Source organism: Flavobacterium phragmitis (assembly GCF_900112575.1).
Taxonomy (GTDB): Bacteria; Bacteroidota; Bacteroidia; order Flavobacteriales; family Flavobacteriaceae; genus Flavobacterium; species Flavobacterium phragmitis.
Window position 1 is genome coordinate 411,618 of record NZ_FOMH01000003.1, and the last position, 17,418, is coordinate 429,035.

The 17,418-nt window shown below is 34.8% G+C and carries 12 protein-coding genes; 5 read left to right on the plus strand and 7 right to left on the minus strand.

Going from position 1 to position 17,418, the window contains the following annotated elements:
- Positions 1 to 2: 2 nt before the first annotated feature.
- The 5 genes from BM289_RS07370 (at position 3) to BM289_RS07390 (ending at position 5,620) form a co-directional block, all read left to right on the plus strand.
- Complete coding sequence (locus tag BM289_RS07370; protein WP_091492109.1) at positions 3 to 1,031, plus strand: hypothetical protein; 1,029 nt, start codon at positions 3 to 5, stop codon at positions 1,029 to 1,031.
- 40 nt (positions 1,032 to 1,071) lie between these two features.
- Positions 1,072 to 2,613 carry an OmpP1/FadL family transporter gene (locus tag BM289_RS07375; RefSeq protein ID WP_091492111.1) on the plus strand — a complete coding sequence of 514 codons (1,542 nt, stop codon included), beginning with the start codon at positions 1,072 to 1,074 and terminating at the stop codon, positions 2,611 to 2,613.
- A 173-nt stretch (positions 2,614 to 2,786) separates the two neighbouring features.
- Positions 2,787 to 4,100 carry a 30S ribosomal protein S12 methylthiotransferase RimO gene (gene rimO / locus BM289_RS07380; protein WP_091492112.1) on the plus strand — a complete coding sequence of 438 codons (1,314 nt, stop codon included), beginning with the start codon at positions 2,787 to 2,789 and terminating at the stop codon, positions 4,098 to 4,100.
- 42 nt (positions 4,101 to 4,142) lie between these two features.
- Entirely contained in the window at positions 4,143 to 4,691 is a 549-nt protein-coding gene (locus BM289_RS07385) for a hypothetical protein (protein WP_091492114.1), read from the plus strand.
- Between the two features lie 26 nt (positions 4,692 to 4,717).
- Positions 4,718 to 5,620, plus strand: coding sequence for an N-acetylmuramoyl-L-alanine amidase (locus BM289_RS07390; RefSeq protein WP_091492115.1), 903 nt, complete (start codon positions 4,718 to 4,720; stop codon positions 5,618 to 5,620).
- 464 nt (positions 5,621 to 6,084) lie between these two features.
- Here BM289_RS07390 and BM289_RS07395 read toward each other — a convergent pair whose 3' ends face one another.
- The 7 genes from BM289_RS07395 to BM289_RS07425 form a co-directional block, all read right to left on the minus strand.
- Positions 6,085 to 7,173, minus strand: coding sequence for an outer membrane beta-barrel protein (locus tag BM289_RS07395; RefSeq protein WP_091492116.1), 1,089 nt, complete (start codon positions 7,171 to 7,173; stop codon positions 6,085 to 6,087).
- A gap of 590 nt (positions 7,174 to 7,763) precedes the next feature.
- Complete coding sequence (locus BM289_RS07400; protein ID WP_091492118.1) at positions 7,764 to 8,729, minus strand: glycoside hydrolase family 5 protein; 966 nt, start codon at positions 8,727 to 8,729, stop codon at positions 7,764 to 7,766.
- A 10-nt stretch (positions 8,730 to 8,739) separates the two neighbouring features.
- Positions 8,740 to 9,972: a glycoside hydrolase family 27 protein gene (locus BM289_RS07405; protein WP_091492120.1), complete on the minus strand. Its 1,233-nt coding sequence runs from the start codon at positions 9,970 to 9,972 to the stop codon at positions 8,740 to 8,742.
- Positions 9,973 to 10,055: 83 nt separating this feature from the next.
- Positions 10,056 to 11,315 (minus strand): fasciclin domain-containing protein, encoded by a 1,260-nt coding sequence (locus BM289_RS25565; RefSeq protein WP_208610238.1) that lies wholly within the window; start codon positions 11,313 to 11,315, stop codon positions 10,056 to 10,058.
- 85 nt (positions 11,316 to 11,400) lie between these two features.
- A complete protein-coding gene (locus tag BM289_RS07415) occupies positions 11,401 to 12,471 on the minus strand; it encodes an IPT/TIG domain-containing protein (RefSeq protein ID WP_091492122.1) in 1,071 nt (356 codons plus the stop codon).
- Between the two features lie 20 nt (positions 12,472 to 12,491).
- Complete coding sequence (locus BM289_RS07420) at positions 12,492 to 14,054, minus strand: RagB/SusD family nutrient uptake outer membrane protein (RefSeq protein WP_091492124.1); 1,563 nt, start codon at positions 14,052 to 14,054, stop codon at positions 12,492 to 12,494.
- A gap of 11 nt (positions 14,055 to 14,065) precedes the next feature.
- Positions 14,066 to 17,233 (minus strand): SusC/RagA family TonB-linked outer membrane protein, encoded by a 3,168-nt coding sequence (locus BM289_RS07425; protein WP_091492125.1) that lies wholly within the window; start codon positions 17,231 to 17,233, stop codon positions 14,066 to 14,068.
- Positions 17,234 to 17,418 lie beyond the last annotated feature (185 nt).

Genomic DNA, 17,418 nt, shown 5'->3' on the forward strand with positions numbered 1-17,418 from the left:
ATATGAAAACTAACATTTCTCTTCGCCGAAACTCTAATCATTTTTACATAATTGGATTAGTGAGTTTATTACTAGCGTCGTGTGGTTCTTACCAAAATTCATCTTATTACGATAATGACGGTGTATATGGTAACTCATCATCAAATCGCTACGTGCAACAATCCAATGGCACAAGCAATCAATACAAAGAATACTTCAGATCTTTGCAAGACGACGATCAGCCAACTGAAATCTTTACAGACGTTGACAATTATACTAATTACTCAGAAAGCGACAGCACTCAAACTGCCTCTGTAGGCTATCCTGCATGGGGAAGTAGCAGTTCTGACGTTTCAGTAAACTTCTACACTAGCCCAACATGGTCTATGGGATTTGGATGGGGATATCCATATTACGGATGGGGTTACGGCGGTTACTGGGGCGGAGGCTACTGGGGAGCTGGCTGGGGATATCCAGGCTACTGGGGTAGCTGGGGTTATCCAGGTTATTGGGGGCCAGGCTGGGGCTATCCAGGATATTGGGGTGGCAGATATTACGGCTACAACAACTACAACTATAGTTACGGAAGAAGAGGCTCTGCTGCTTACTATGGAAACAGATACTACACCAACAACAGAAATTACACTTCTTCTAACAGAGGTTTTATAACAAATAGAAATTATACCACTAACAGAAGCAGCTACACAACCAACAGAAATTACACCACTAATAGATCATCTAACGGTTACACAGACTTTAGAAGAAGCTCAAACTCTACCTATAATAGAGGCACAGACAGTCCTACCTTTACAAATAGAAGAAGCTACAACAATAGCACAGATTACAGCAACTCTGCCAACAGAAGATCTTACAACAATAGCGGCACAACAAACAGAAGCTACACACCTAGCAACAACAGCAGTTCATCTAGAAACTACAGTCCTAGCCCATCACGTTCTATGAATAACAGCGGAGGAGGAAGCATGAGATCGTCTGGCGGTGGCGGTGGCGGAGGCATGAGATCTGGCGGTGGCGGCGGAGGAAGAAGATAATTCTTCCTCAGTAAACTAATTCAAACTAAAAATTATCCAAATGAAAAAAATACTATTCCTACTAATAACAGGAATAACTGTCAGCGCGTCATATTCTCAAGAAGTTTCAGATGCCTTGCGTTATTCTCAAGACAACTTAACCGGAACTGCACGATTTAGAGCCATGAGTGGTGCGTTCGGAGCTGTTGGAGGCGATTTATCTTCCCTAAGCGTCAATCCTGCTGGATCCGCAATCTTTAATACAAATCAAGTTGGAGTATCTTTTAGCAATCAGAATATCAAAAACAATTCAGAATATTACGGAACTCAAACTTCAGACAAAGCGAATTCATTTATCTTAAATCAAGCAGGTGGCGTTTTTGTTTTTAAGGACCGAAACCCTTCTAATAAGTGGAGTAAAATCGCAATTGGTGCCACATACGAAAACACAAATAATTTTAATAATAATATATTTTCTGCCGGAACAAACCCAACCAAATCAATTGACGGCTATTTCTTAGCATATGCAAATGGCGAACCAGGAAAAAACAACGGAGTTCCATTAGGCGTTATTAAAAATTTAGACTACAGAGATCAATTTTTTACAGAACAACAAGCCTATTTTGGATATAGAGGTTACGTAATTAATCCTGTAAACCCCTTAGATGACAACAACACCCAATATGTAACAAATGTACCAGCAGGCGCGCCTGGAGAAAATGGAAATTATCATCAAGAAAACGAAGTTTACACCAGAGGATACAATAGTAAAGTAAGTTTCAACATTGCAACTTCATACAAAGAAAGATTGTATTTTGGAGCAAATTTAAACGTTCACGTCACAGATTACAGGAGGTCATCAAGTTTTTATGAATACAACAACAACCCTTTAGAAACTTATGAAACAATTTCAAACTTACGTTTCAACAATGAGTTATATACTTACGGAAATGGATTTTCATTTCAACTTGGAGCAATAGGCAAAGTAACAGAAGCCTTTAGACTTGGTATAGCCTACGAATCTAATACATGGTACGAGTTATATGATGAGCTTTCTCAAAGTCTTTATACAACAACTGAAACCAGTTCAGGCGCAACTTTTGATAATGCAATAAATCCAAATGTTGTTAATGTATACGACTCCTACACCTTACAAACTCCTGGAAAATGGACATTCAGCGCCGCATACGTTTTTGGAAAATCAGGTTTGTTAAGTATTGATTATGCGATAAAAGATTATGGAAATTCAAAATTCAAACCAATAAACGACGAAGGATTTTCAAGAACCAATAGAGACATCAGCAGCAGTCTGACCACTGCAGGAGAATTAAGAATTGGAGCAGAATACAAAATCAAACAACTAAGCTTAAGAGGCGGTTATCGTTTTGAAGGAAGTCCTTATAAAAACGGAACTACAGTTGGAGATTTGAACAGCTATTCTGGTGGTTTAGGCTACAGCTTTGGATCAACAAAGTTAGATTTAGCCTATTCTTATTTAGAAAGAAAATCAAATCAAGGTTTTTTCTCAAAAGGTTTTATCGATGGGGCCAACATCAATTCTAAACTCAACAATGTAACCCTTACTTTATTATTTGAATTGTAATTAAGAATAAATAGATGAATGAAGATTTCCGTCAAATCAATTTGGCGGATTTTTTTTATCCGTAAAACAACTGCCTTTCATCCAAAAACCTTCACAAAAAAACACCTAAATAAAACCGAAACAAGTGGTGTTTGAATAAAAAAGTGTAATTTTGCACTCCAATTTATAAAAGTATGAGAACCAAGTCTTTAAAAAAGAACAAAATTAACGTAATCACTCTTGGGTGTTCAAAAAATGTTTATGACAGTGAAGTCCTTATGGGACAGTTGCGCGCTAATGGAAAAGAAGTTGAACATGAAGCTCCAGCAGAAAAAGAAGGAAACATTATTGTAATTAACACTTGTGGTTTTATTGACAATGCAAAAGCAGAATCAGTAAACATGATTTTGGAATACGCCGATAAAAAAGACAGAGGACTTGTTGACAAAGTATTCGTAACAGGATGTTTATCTGAACGTTACAGACCAGACTTAGAAAAAGAAATTCCGAATGTAGATCAATATTTTGGAACTACAGAATTGCCTCAATTATTAAAAGCTTTAGGAGCAGATTATAAACATGAGCTACTTGGAGAACGTTTAACTACAACTCCAAAAAACTACGCCTATTTAAAAATCGCAGAAGGATGCGACAGACCTTGTAGTTTCTGCGCAATTCCACTAATGAGAGGTTCTCACGTTTCTCAGCCAATTGAAAAATTAGTTAAAGAAGCTGAAGGACTTGCCAAAAATGGTGTTAAAGAATTAATTTTAATTGCTCAAGACTTAACGTATTATGGTCTTGACCTTTATAAAAAAAGAAATCTTGCCGAATTACTAGAAGCTTTGGTTAAAGTTGAAGGCATTGAATGGATTCGTCTGCATTATGCATTCCCAACAGGTTTTCCAATGGATGTTTTGGATGTCATGAAACGTGAACCAAAAATCTGTAACTATATAGACATTCCGTTACAGCACATTTCAGATTCAATCTTGAAATCAATGCGTCGCGGTACCACTCAAGCTAAAACAACTCAATTATTGAAAGATTTCCGCGCTGCAGTTCCTGGAATGGCAATTAGAACGACTCTTATTGTTGGTTATCCTGGCGAAACTCAGGAAGATTTTGAAATTTTGAAAGATTTTGTTCAAGAAATGAAATTTGACAGAATGGGATGTTTTGCTTATTCTCATGAAGAAAATACTCATGCTTACTTACTAGAAGATGATGTCCCAGACGATGTAAAACAAGCAAGAGCAAATGAAATAATGGAATTACAATCACAAATTTCATGGGATTTGAACCAAGAGAAAGTTGGTAAAGTTTTCAAATGCATCATTGATAGAAAAGAAGGAGCACATTTTGTTGGCCGAACTGAGTTTGATAGCCCTGATGTTGACAATGAAGTTTTAATAGACGCTTCTAAACATTATGTAAAAACAGGTGAATTTGTTAATATAAAAATAATTGAAGCTACAGAATTTGATTTATACGGAGAACCTGCTTAAATTTACGCTGAACAATTGTTAATACTAGACAAAAATACTTTTATGAAACTTACACAAAACTTAATTATTTTCGTTTTTACTTTATTTTGTTTCAACTCTGTTTCTGCTCAATATGGAAATGGCTATTATAATAATGGCTATGGTAACGGTTATGGAAGAGGCGGCGGAATGGGAATGGATAGAAGTATGATGGCGGGACAAGGGCAAGGCTCACAAAGCAAACCTAAAGAAATTCCTGTGGAAGAAACTGCCAGTAAAATTACTGAACAGATGAAACCAGAACTTAAACTTGATGATTTACAAGCAATTGCCATTACAAATGTTTTAGCAGACAGTTTAAGAGAGCAAGGCATTTTATTAAAAAATGAGAGTAGCAATCAAGATTTAAAAATTGAGCAAATGAAAGCTCTAAGAGAAACTACTGATAAAAAAATCATCTCTTTTTTAAATCCAGATCAAGTTGAACCTTATAAGACTTTCATGGAAAAATTGAAAGAAGGCAAGACAGGCAAACCTAAAAAGAAAAAAAATAAGGATTCTAAAGACTCTAAAGAAGTAAAAGAAAACGCAGATACGAAAATTGAAGAATAATCGTTTAAGCTTATAAACAACGAATTATGACAAAAAAGCATTTTTGTTATCTGATTTTAGCCGTAATTATCAGCGCTTGTTCTACTAATCCGTACAAGACTACCGAAAAAGCGTACGACCAGCAGCTAAAAACTTTAGAAAACCAGATCACGAGCAAGGAAGTACAGCCAATTCCAGCAACCACGGTTGTTATTGACACTACTTATGCACAGCAGTTGAAAATTGTAAAAGATACTTTGTCAAAGACAAATTCAACTTATTTGCAAAATGGGATCAATACGGAATGGATTGGAACCGTAAATTTCAATTTAAGAAAACCGAGTTTCGTTATCATCCATCATACTGCTCAAGATTCATTACAACAGACTATAAATACTTTTACCAAAACCAAAACACAGGTAAGTGCTCATTATGTCATTTCTGAAAATGGAAAAGTAGTTCAAATGCTTAATGATTATCTTAGAGCTTGGCATGCGGGAAATTCAACTTGGGGAAAAGTAACCGATTTAAACTCCTGTTCTATTGGAATTGAACTTGACAATAATGGTTTTAAACCTTTTACCGAAGCACAAATAAGTAGTTTAGTCGCTTTATTGACAAAATTGAAAAAGGATTACAATATTCCAACTCAAAACTTCATAGGCCATGCCGATATTGCTCCAGGAAGAAAACAAGACCCAAGTGCTTTATTTCCTTGGAAAACACTAGCTGAAAAAGGTTTTGGAATCTGGCAGGACGAAGTTTTAGAACCAGCTCCTTTTGATTTTAAAATAGAACCCGCCCTTAGAATCATTGGATACAACACCAAAAATTTAACTGCAGCAATTCAAGCTTTTAAATTGCATTATATCCAAACGGATACAACATCCGTTTTAGACAGAAAAACAATTGATACTATTTATTCTATCTACAAGAAACAAGTTCAATAAATAACATAAACTGGCTTTAAAATATATAACGCATTTCTAATAAAGAAATGCGTTTTTTTTATTTATAAAATCAATCATACTTGAGAAAAACAATAAAAATATGGTACGCAAAAAGATGCACTGCGGCGCATCTCTACAGCTACAAATACAAAAACAACAGCATTTTCACAGTTATAATTGATTAAACAAAGCACAGTTGCGACTTTCACTTCCAACCCTTAACTTCCAACCCTTAACTTTTAACTTTTAACTCTTAACTCTTAACTCTTAACTCTTAACTCTTAACTTCCAACTCTCAACTTCCAACTCTCAACTTCCAACTCTCAACTTCCAACTCTCAACTTCCAACTCTCAACTCTCAACTTCCAACTCTTAACTTCTAACTCTTAAAAAAAAAAAAGCTGCCAAAACATTAATATGTTTCGACAGCTCCAAAAAAAAAAAAAAAATATCAATCTTTATCTCTAGAAAGAGTATGTTGTTGCAATTAAAGCATAGAAGCTTCCTCCTGTTGGCAATGCATCTTTATCTAAGAATATATCTTCAGAGGCTGCATCGTATCTTAGCTCAGGAATAATTGTAAGTTTTCCAACTTTGTAATTTAAAGAAACTGTGTTTGCAAATACACTAGATCCTGTTAATGTTCCCATACTTGGCGCTGCATCTTTAGCATCAAAATACTCCATTCTGTAAGCCAGCAATAATGATGGACTGAAAGAATAATTAGCATATCCAACTATTGAAAACCATTCTCCGTCTAAAGCGCTGTCAAAATCATTTGTTGTTTTTGCATAAGTCGCATTTAAGCCAAGAGAGAAACTATCACTAATTGTTTTCGAAGCAGTTAAATCAAACTGAGTTTTATTCTCGTCTGACACTGGAATGATACTTCCTGGTATTGCATTTGTACTTCCTGTTGTAAAGTTCAAATAAGCACTTCCGGTATCACCAATATACCCCACTTGTCCAATGAACGTTTTTTGGTAAGATCCCGCATCCATAGCCGATTTAAAATCGGTTGGATTTGTCAATCCTAACATAGCTGTGAATTTCCCTGACGTATATTGGGCTTTCACACCAGTATTAAAGAACGGTCCGTATGAGAAAGCATACGACATACTGTAGTTTTTGTTATCTACAGCATCTAAAACTTCATATCCTATATGAGTTCCGAAACTACCCGCAACGAACTTAAATTCATCCGTTACATTGTAGGTAAAATACAACTGTTTAATTAAAAATTTTGCACTTGCATCTTTATCCGGTGTCTCATTATACGAAAACTCTGCTGCTCTTTTTCCGAAACCTAAGTCTACAAAAACAGAAGCTTTTCCGAACGTATGACCTGCTTCTATCGACGCCATTCCTAATTCGAATGAATTCTGTGAGTTGGTGAAGCTCGTTAATCCATTCATTTGTTTTGAAAAATCATATTTATAGTACGCATCTGCAGAACCTCCCCATGTGGTTGCTGGAGCGGCTGCTTCCTCTTCTTGGGCAAAGGCAAAAGAACTTGTTAACATCGCGGCTAAAATGTGAAATGCTTTTTTCATGTTTTAAATTGGTTTTTAGTTATTAAATTGATTCTGGTTAGTTAATCGTTTATATATCTATGTAATAGTATAAGTCATTTCTAAAACCTTTCATGCGCCTTCAAATCATCATCATTTTCATTAGCGAATTTATTAACTTTTGTATCATCAGAATAATTCAAAACCGCTTTTTTGACGTTTTTAGTGAAGAATTACGGATTACAAAAATTAAATTAACAATAATCGTTATTTGATATTATTCTTCAATTGTTTTTGAAAATTCAATAACAGGTTTTTACACAAATAGACCTAAAAATACAATGCAAAACAAAAAACAACCCTTTTTAAAAACAAAAAACATCACTAAAAAGCATAAAAAAAATACCATACCCCATAAATTTTAGGGGTAATTATAAAAAATACAAAAATAAAGACAAACAGAAACAACATATAGACATGAACTCAACCGTAAAAATCAAAGAAAATAATTCTTACAAAAATTAATCTCAAAAGCACATTGCGTTCAATGGCAATTTTAAGCATCAAAAACTGACTTATAATAAAAAAGCCCGCTCTTATTTGAGCGGGCCATCTATCTTGTTTATCATTTTTTATTCCGACTTATTATATTTTCTTAAATACTCACGGACCTTTATTCCAGACTCTTTTAAATCCTCGTCTTTCCATTTTCCATCAGATTCGGCAGTTTTGTTTAAAATTGAACATGTTTCATCTTTATCCGATACTGACCAAGTAATCCAACTTATCTTTTTAGCTTCCATCCAATCAATATAATCCTGCCAAGCTTGGTAATTTAATGGTCCATCACCAGAAGCTTCCATTCCAGCTGATTCTGATACGAAAACCGGCAGACCGCTTTTTATTGCTGCGTCCGTTCTGTCTCTTAAGTCTTTTCCGTGTGTGGCCGCATAAAAATGCATTGTATACATTATATTAGCATAACCTGTTATGGGATCTTCAGCAGGAAGATCGATATCCTGATCCCAATGAGGACATCCAACCAAAATAATATTATTAGGATCGTTCTCTCGAATCACTCTAATTACTTCTTCAGCATAATTTTTTACTTCCCACCAAGTCTCATAATCGGGCTCATTAAAAACTTCATATATAATATTAGGATACTTAGCATACTTTTTTGACATTTCTGCAAAAAACTCTTTAGCTTCTTTTAAGTTTATATTATGACTATGCCAATCTATAATTACATAGATATCTGATTTTATAGCACCTTTTACCACCGCTTCTACTTTTTCTTTAGAAAACTGCGGATTATTTATATAGGAGAGATCACCGAGCTCTACTCCCATTGCAGCACGAACTATATTACAATTAAAATCTTTCTTAAGCCAGTTTACCGCCTTTTCATTATAAAATCTAGGCCATAAACTATGCCAGCCAAAACTCAAACCTCTAAGAACAATTGGATTGTTATTCTTATCTACCAACTGTGTTCCCTGAACGCTTAGCTGACCATGTTTTTTTACAAACTGAGCTTTTGAAGCGTGTACAAAAATCAAAATAAAAACAATGACATAATAAAGCTTAGATTTCATAATACATTTTTTAAGGAATTAATTTTAAAGTAACCACATCATGTGAAGCTATTGCAGTACTAAATATTTTTTTCGTATTTCCTGCTTCTTTATTTTTCCAAAGATCTTTTATTTTGAATGTTGTTTTTGCAAAATTTGCTTCATATCCAAAATCAACATCCTTGAAATTGTTTTTATTCCAATCAAAACTGAATTTCTTTGCTGTTTCAGTTCTATTAACAAAACTCACTGCCCAAGCTCCATCTGAAAGTGGTTTCACCCATACTTCTACTCCATCTAATACAGCGTATTTAAATCCTTGAATCCCTAATTTATCTTGATTTACTGCCAGAAGTTCTTTATTGGTTAAAATTGCTAAAGTTTCTTTTGACATTTTTCTATAATCATTTCCTGTAAATAAAGGTGAAGACAGCATGCACCACATTGCAAAATGTGTTTTATCTTCTGTATCATTCATTTCGTTTCCAACCTCCATCATATCAAAATCATTCCAATGATCTGGACCAGAATATTTACGAATATCTTTTCGCATATCGACGATTTTCATAAATCCCCAAGAAGACCAATTTTCTGGGTGCTTGAATTCGCAGTCAAAACAAGGATAAATATCTCCCGAAATTCTCCAAAGATTCCCAATTGGTTTTCCCCATTCCCATGGCTTATTGTCACCCCATTCGCAAAGACTGAAAACAATTGGTCTGCCCGCCGTTTTCAGCGCATTACTCATGGTTGCATATGCTTCTTTAGCCGTAATTCCTTCTGTGTTGCACCAATCGTATTTTAGAAAATCAATTCCTAGTTTCGCATAAAATCTAGCATCTTGATATTCGTAACCTCTTGTACCAGGATAACCTGCACAAGTTTTTGTTCCTGCACAATTATACAAGCCAAATTTTAACCCCTTATTATGCACATAATCAATCAGCGCTTTCATTCCGTTTGGAAATTTTACTGGATCTGGCACTAAATCTCCATTTTCATCTCGTTCATGCGTCATCCAGCCATCATCTAATACAATATAATTATATCCAGCAGCCGCTAAACCAGATGAAACCATAATATCTGCTGTTTCCTTTACTAACTTTTCATCAATATTGGTTGCAAAAGTATTCCACGAATTCCAGCCCATTGGCGGCGTCATGGCAAGACCTTCAAATTTTCCGCCCAATTGTTTGTGGGTATTACCTTGACCAAAACCAAAACTGGTTATACTAAAAGCAAGTAGTAAAGCAATTTTTTTCATTTTTTCTAATTTAAAATATTTAAAAAAATGTTCCCTAATTTTTCAATCAGAGAACATTTTTAAACTAACTAAAACAAACTATTTTATAAAAATCCTAAATCATCTATATAAAGGATACTACCTGGAGTAATAGTACCTCCAGAAAATTCTTGAATAAATACACTGTCAAAATTACCATCAGTTAAAAGCTCTGGATGCAAAGCAGAAATAGGAATTGAAATATTATTCCATTGCCCAGGCACTAAAGTAACCGTTGTACCTTTAGCAGAATCACCTGTATCACTATTTATGGTCACCATAATTTTAGTGCTTTCTGTTGGGAATATAGACATTTTAACAAATTGATAATCCGAAGTATTTAGCGCTAAATCTGAATGCATAAAAAGACCACTCCAAGCTTCAGCAACTTTTTTAATTGCATTTGTACCTCTACTGACTTTTTCTGTGCTTTCCCAGGTGATATCACCTCCCCAGCCCCAGCCCCATCCTTTCAATGAGTCTTCGTATAATAAATATTTTAGCCCAATACCGCTTGGAGCAGAAACGCCAAAATCAGTTTCTACAACAATAAGTGCGTAAGAATTAAAATCGGCTGGAACCGTTGCTTTTATTTCTGTTTTAGAAACCGCAGTAAATGTAGCCGCAGTAGAACCGAATTTCACACTTTTAACTTTTACAAAATTTTGTCCTGTAATTGTAATAACATCTCCCGGAGAAGCTAAAACTTGCGATAGAGTACTAATTACTGGAGCTGGAGGTGTTAATTCAATCACATTACTTAAAACATTTACAAAACCATTTGTCCCGTAATAATCTAGCCCTGGCGCTTCTTTATCAGATCCGTTAACCTTTAAAACGCCATTGGTTACATTAATGCTTAGCAGATATAGATCAGAATTCAACGCATTTGCCATTGTAGCATAATCCCCTGTTTCCAAATAATCAGCCTCGACACCTGTAAGTTTACCCACTCTTTTTTTGACACCTTTAATAACATGACTTAAAACAAGTTGTTTTAAATCTTCTACAGGAACTAAATTTATATCTGGATATCCTAAATTATTTACATAACCATTGGCTACCAAATAAGCATCGAAAGTAGCATCGTTTGGAACAAAATAAGTATAATTATCAGCCGTATCTAACGTCGATTCTAAACCAGCTAATTTTATTGCTTTTGTAAACGTCGTTAAATTACTATTTGCCTGAATTAAGCCATATGCCGTATTGTAATTTTGCTGTGTTCCTCCAATATCTTCAATTTCGTTATCGCAGGAAGAAGCTGCAACAACCAAAAAGACACTTAGAGCAATGTGTTTTACTTTATTATATATATTTTTCATAAATTCTCTTTTAGTTTTTTAATTATGAATCCTGATTAATAGACTAAATTTTATTGTTCAAATCTATTTTTTTGAATCCTAACAATTATTTCAACACCAATCCGACATCGTCTAGATAGATCACATTTCCGCCAAAACCGCCAAATTCTTGATATCCAATTTGAGATAATTCAGTTGGATTACCAAGTGAACTATATGGCACCTCAACATAAGTCCATGAAGTTCTGACATCAACTATCACAATGTTTTTCTCAGTATCTCCATTAGCAAAAAACTTCACTTTTCCTGCTTTTTCACCTTTAACCCAAAATCTTACCGCTTTGAATTTATCTGTATCATGATAAGACCAATTATTAATACCAATTACATATCCATCCCATTCTCCTGCCTTCCATTGGATACACTTAGTTCCCTGATAAACATCTTTAGCATAAGCCGCATCAAACTCATTAGTACCATCCCAAAGAGATTGCCAGCCCCAAATATTAGTAAAAGCATCGTCATAAATTTCGGAACCTATTACTTGTGGAGCTACCGTTGTTCCAGAGACATTTGTTATCGATAAATTTTTCAAATAACTTCCTTCAGGAACTTTAACCACAATTTCTGTTAATGTTGAAGAAATCGGCTCTACTCGAATATCTCCAAAATTAACTACAGGACGCAAGAAATATTCACCAGTAATGGTGATGATATCTCCTGGGTTTGGATTGACAGGAAATCCTGTAATATTAGGATTTGGAGGTCTGATAGCTATTTTATAACTCAAAGTTCCTTTACCTGTAACTATCTTCATCTCATCCATTTCATTGTAGTACGGTGTTTTTGCATCGACCAATACCACAATAGCATTATCTGTTACGAAAGTTGGATTAAAATAAGACTCTAATCCATTAAATGAAATCGATTTTAATGTAGCAAAACCAGATCCTCTAATGATGTAGTAATTTCCTGCATTAATGATATCCGTCGGAACATCAACTTCTCGATCTCCTTCAACCAAAGGATCGTCAACAACAGATCTGCTAATTCCAGTCACTTCAAGTTTTCCAGACGAACCTGCTCCATCATCATTTGAACAAGAAGCCAACAGCAAAATTGAAATCGAAGCCAAAAAATACAACTTCAATAACATTCTATTTTTTATATTTTTCATAGTGATTTACTTTTAAAAAATTATTTGAAAGCGTAAGGAACTGGCGCCTCTTTCAACTTTGGATTTTTTCTAACTTCAATATCTGGTTTTGGATAAATAAAATCGGTTGGCGTAGGCGTGTAATGCATTACTCCTTGCGAATCAAAACCTCTATCTTGCTGAGAAATTATATTGATTGCTTCCTGACGTGGCAATCTTCCTAAATCGAACCAAAATTCTCCTTCAAAAGCAAATTCGACTCTACGCTCATGAAATAAAGCCACTTTTGTTAAAGGCACATTTGCCCCTAAAGTTCCTAGACCCGCTCTAAACCTTACTTTATTAAATGATTCTTTTGCTGCTGCATTAGTAGTTTCATCTGCTCCTGCCATAATTGCCTCTGCATGAATTAATAAAAGATCGGCATAACGCATAATATAATTACAGTTATTCATTCCTCCCCAAGAATCAGCTGGTCCTGTCTCACTAGTAACTTGGCCTACAACATATTTCTTAACAGCTGCTCCTGTATTAGCTAATACATCCGGATATTTTGTTTTGTCCATAACAAAACCTACAACACCGTCTCCTTTCATGTTAGGATAAGAATCCCCATAAATCATAAAAGACTCTTTTCTTCTTAAATCTCCAATTTCAAAAGCATCCTGAACATCATTACTTGGAACATAAGTAGCACCATACGAAGCATTATCATTCAAAATATCTAAACCATATTGAATATTAGAGAAATTCCCTCCTCCATAAGTATTTATAGCTCCAGACCATTGCCAAGAATAAATAGATTCTTCGTTGTTATTTTTACTTGTCAAAAACAAATCTGCGAAATTTGGCAGTAATCCAAACTCACCAGAGTTAATTACCTTTTCAGCCATTACTTTAGAATCTGCATATTTTTTTTCATATAAATATACTTTGGCTAAAAATGCTTCGGCAGAACCTTGAGTCACAAAAATGTTCTCTCCACCAGGAGTTCTAGATCTCATTCTTGCTTTAAGATTTGCTGCTGCAAATTTCAAATCATTTTCAATGAAGGTATACACATCTTCAATTCTGTTGGTATTAACTAGAGGATCCTTAGCCAAAGCTAAATTATCTTCTATAATTGGCACTGGTCCATACAAACGAACCAAATAAAAATAGGCAATCGCTCTAAAGAAATGTGCCTCAGCAATAGTATTTTTAATCACTGCTCTGCTCACATTAGCCGTAGCATTTTTTTCAATATTATTAATTAAGTTATTGGACTGTGCTACAATTGCAAAACAAGCTCTCCAAGGATCCAGCAAAATTGGACTATCAGAAGTCAATTTAAACTGAATCAGCTCTGGTCCATCAGCATAGGCTAAACAGTTTCCAGATGAAAGCTCAGACAATGCGTAAAAGTTCTTAGTATAATAAGGAGCCCACATTGCACCATACATTCCATAAGTAGTTCTTGCAACCTGCTCATCAGTATTATAAAACTGGTCACTGCTGTAACTATCTTCAGATGGGCGATCCAAAAAATCTTCGCTACAAGAAGTAGTTGCCAAACCTAGTGTTAAGAATAAAACCAAGGTCTTTATATTGATATATTTTTTCATAAGAGTAGTAATTAAAATTCTAAATTCATTCCAAAAGTGAAACTACGATTGGTAGGATAACGACCAGAATCAATTCCTGATAATAATGGATCTTGATTGTACGATCCTACCTCTGGATCATAACCAGTGTATTTGGTAAATGTGTAAAGATTTTGAATACCAAAATAAAATCTTAATTTACTAATGCTCGCTTTTGAAATCACGTCAGAAGGCAGATTATAACCTAAAGTTACTTGCTGGATTCTTAGATAGGAACCGTCCTCTACATAACGATCAGAGATAGCTATATTTGGATGTCCGTCACCACCATCAGGTCTTGGGTATTTGGCATCCGTATTTTCTGGCGTCCAAAAATCTGCAGCTTCTGCCAATTGATTTTCATACAAACGTTGGTTTTTAGTACCTGCACGTCTTGTTAAGTTCATTACTTTATTACCATAGACTCCTTGTAACAGAACCCCTAAATCAATATTTTTATAGGTAAATGTATTGTTGAAACCATAAGTGAATTTTGGCTGTGGATTACCAATATAAGTCAAATCCTTTTCATCAATAAGACCATCTTTGTTTTGATCTACATACTCAACGTCTCCTAACTGACTTTTTACCGCTTTATTTCCTGTAAAAGGAATAGGTGCATTTGCCAATTGTTCATTCGTTCTGATTATACCAACAGACTGATATCCGTAAAACTGACCAACTGCCTGACCAACTATTGTTTTAGTTACTGCTTTTGTAGTATAATCATTAAGCATTACATCTTTAGTCAAATCAAAATTATCCTGCAGGCTTAACAATTTACCTCTATTAGTTGAGAAAGTCGCTTTTGAAGTCCAAGAAAAATTCTTCCCAAACTTATTATTATAATCTAGAGTCATTTCAAAACCTTGGTTTCTTAAGCTACCTAAATTTACACTAGGTGCTCCTAAACCTCCTTGATAAGCATCTGTTCCTGTAACATAATAAGGTAACGGTAAAACAAATAAAAATCCAGCAGACTGTTTTCTATATACTTCAAACGTTGCTTGCAGCTTTGATTTAAAAAGTGTAAAATCCAAACCTATATTGGTTTGTTGAGAAGTCTCCCAAGTTAAGTCAGGATTGGCAATGTTATTGACTGTAAAGAAATTACCCATAGCCGATTTTATTGCACGAACGGTACTCATGTAACCCCCACCGCCAATATTTTGGTTTCCTGTCTCACCATAACCAACTCTAATTTTGATATTGTCAATATATTCTCTAGTTCCTTCCATAAAACTTTCGTTTGAAAGTTTCCAAGAACCTGAAATCGAAGGAAAGTAACCCCATTTTTGACCTGGTCCAAAATTAGAACTTCCGTCTGCCCTCATTGATGCAAGGAGAGTATATCTATTATCATAATCATAATTAAAAGTTCCGAAGTAAGAGTAAAAAGCAGAGCTTCCTTTGTATTCTGAAGCCACAAGTGTATCTGGATCACCTAAACTAATAGAATGAACATCATTACTTACCAAACCAGAAACTGTTTGTGAATTTCCGAACCAATGACTATCATTAGCCTCTTGAGCTGCTAAGAAATTAAAATGATGATTACCTGCATCAACTTTATAGGTTAAAACGTTTTTAACATTAAGACCATACCAATTGTTCGCTCTCTCTGTTAGCTGGTTAGTCTCTCTGACTGCGGCACCCCATTTATAAGTAGGTTGAAAACCTTCAAAATTATCCACATTTGTAGATCCTCCAAATTCAAATTTATATTCAAGTCCTTTTGCCAATCTGAAGCTCGCATAAAAATTTCCTATAAAATTTTTCTTAATCAGTTTATTAGTATTCATCAAAGCAGAAGCCACTGGATTGATCCAAACACCAATTGATCCATCTGCCGGTGGTCCTGCATAGTTACCATTAGTATCTTTTACCGCAACATCAGGAGTAGACAAGATAGAAGTACTAATAATTCCATTACTTGCACCATTAATAGTGATGTCTTCATTGGTAATTCCAGTTCCAAGAGAAACCCCAACTGTCAGCCAATCTTTAAGTTTGCTGTCAATATTCGTTTTAAAACTATATCTTTTGAAAGCTGAACCAATAACAATACCTTCCTGATTGGTATAACCACCTGAAATATAATAATTAGTACCATCTTTTGCACCTGAAAACGAGATCTGATGATTATTCATTATTGCCGTTTTATAAATCTCATCCTGCCAATTTGTTCCTTTACCTAAAACAGATGGCACAGCAAACTCGTCTCTCGGCGTTACACCGTAAACAGCGGCCAAAGCATTTTGCTGCGCTGCGTATTGACTTAAAGTCATAGTATCTAATAAGCGAGTTACATTTTGAACAGAGAAATAGGAATCATATGTGATTTTCCCAGTTCCCTTTTTACCTCTTTTAGTAGTAATAATTACAACCCCATTCGACGCTCTAGAACCATAAATAGCAGTTGCAGAAGCATCTTTTAAAATATCCATAGTTTCGATATCATTGGGATTCAAAAAAGCAATAGGGCTAGAAGTTACGTTTCCTGTGTTTGCACCCAGATAGCCTGTAACAATCGAACCTCCGGTTGCAGTATTTGCAGCATCTCCAGAAATCGGAATACCATCTATTACATACAACGGTTCGTTAGTTCCAGATATCGAAGTAGTTCCACGTATTTTCACTGACACACTACTTCCTGGCTGTCCAGAATTATTCGTTACTGCCACCCCTGCAGCACGCCCTTGTAATAATTGATCTACTGATACTTGTGGAGAATCTGCAATATCTTTTGAAGTTACTGTAGAAATAGCCCCCGTTAAATCCTTTTTCTTAACGCTACGATATCCTACGTTTACCAGAACTTCACGTAAATCCTCTGCACTAAGTTTTAGGACAACATTGATTATCCCTCCATTTTTCACATTAATTGTTTGTGTAACATAGCCAATAAATGAAACAGAAATAATAGAATTTGCAGGTGCATCGATAGAATATTTTCCATCAAAATCTGTTGAAACTGTCTTTTTTGTACCTGTAACCACTATGTTCGCTCCAGGAATAGATAATCCTTTGTCGTCCGATACTGTTCCAGAAACTTTTACCTGAGCCGTAATAAAATTACTTGTCAGTAACAAAAATAATATCAAAGGAGCGGCTCTGTGGTTAGCCTTCCAATGAATGAAGCTAGTCATTAGTTTTTTCATAATAAATGTTTGGTTAGTTTAAATTTGTTTATGCCAATTGTTTATTGCCAATTTAAGAGATAAAAAAAGCAGGGTGTATTTTTTCTCTTAAATTATTTAACAAATCTATAACAGAGAGAATTATCAAATCGATAATATTATATCATTTAATGATAATATTTTTACTTTAAACGAATAAAAAAACA

What these genes read in the sequence shown, in the direction of transcription:
- BM289_RS07370 (WP_091492109.1), top strand. Translation starts at nt 3, where the DNA reads ATGAAAACTAACATTTCTCTTCGCCGAAACTCTAATCATTTTTACATA.
- BM289_RS07375 (WP_091492111.1), top strand. Translation starts at nt 1,072, where the DNA reads ATGAAAAAAATACTATTCCTACTAATAACAGGAATAACTGTCAGCGCG.
- rimO (WP_091492112.1), top strand. Translation starts at nt 2,787, where the DNA reads ATGAGAACCAAGTCTTTAAAAAAGAACAAAATTAACGTAATCACTCTT.
- BM289_RS07385 (WP_091492114.1), top strand. Translation starts at nt 4,143, where the DNA reads ATGAAACTTACACAAAACTTAATTATTTTCGTTTTTACTTTATTTTGT.
- BM289_RS07390 (WP_091492115.1), top strand. Translation starts at nt 4,718, where the DNA reads ATGACAAAAAAGCATTTTTGTTATCTGATTTTAGCCGTAATTATCAGC.
- BM289_RS07395 (WP_091492116.1), bottom strand. Translation starts at nt 7,173, where the DNA reads ATGAAAAAAGCATTTCACATTTTAGCCGCGATGTTAACAAGTTCTTTT.
- BM289_RS07400 (WP_091492118.1), bottom strand. Translation starts at nt 8,729, where the DNA reads ATGAAATCTAAGCTTTATTATGTCATTGTTTTTATTTTGATTTTTGTA.
- BM289_RS07405 (WP_091492120.1), bottom strand. Translation starts at nt 9,972, where the DNA reads ATGAAAAAAATTGCTTTACTACTTGCTTTTAGTATAACCAGTTTTGGT.
- BM289_RS25565 (WP_208610238.1), bottom strand. Translation starts at nt 11,315, where the DNA reads ATGAAAAATATATATAATAAAGTAAAACACATTGCTCTAAGTGTCTTT.
- BM289_RS07415 (WP_091492122.1), bottom strand. Translation starts at nt 12,471, where the DNA reads ATGAAAAATATAAAAAATAGAATGTTATTGAAGTTGTATTTTTTGGCT.
- BM289_RS07420 (WP_091492124.1), bottom strand. Translation starts at nt 14,054, where the DNA reads ATGAAAAAATATATCAATATAAAGACCTTGGTTTTATTCTTAACACTA.
- BM289_RS07425 (WP_091492125.1), bottom strand. Translation starts at nt 17,233, where the DNA reads ATGAAAAAACTAATGACTAGCTTCATTCATTGGAAGGCTAACCACAGA.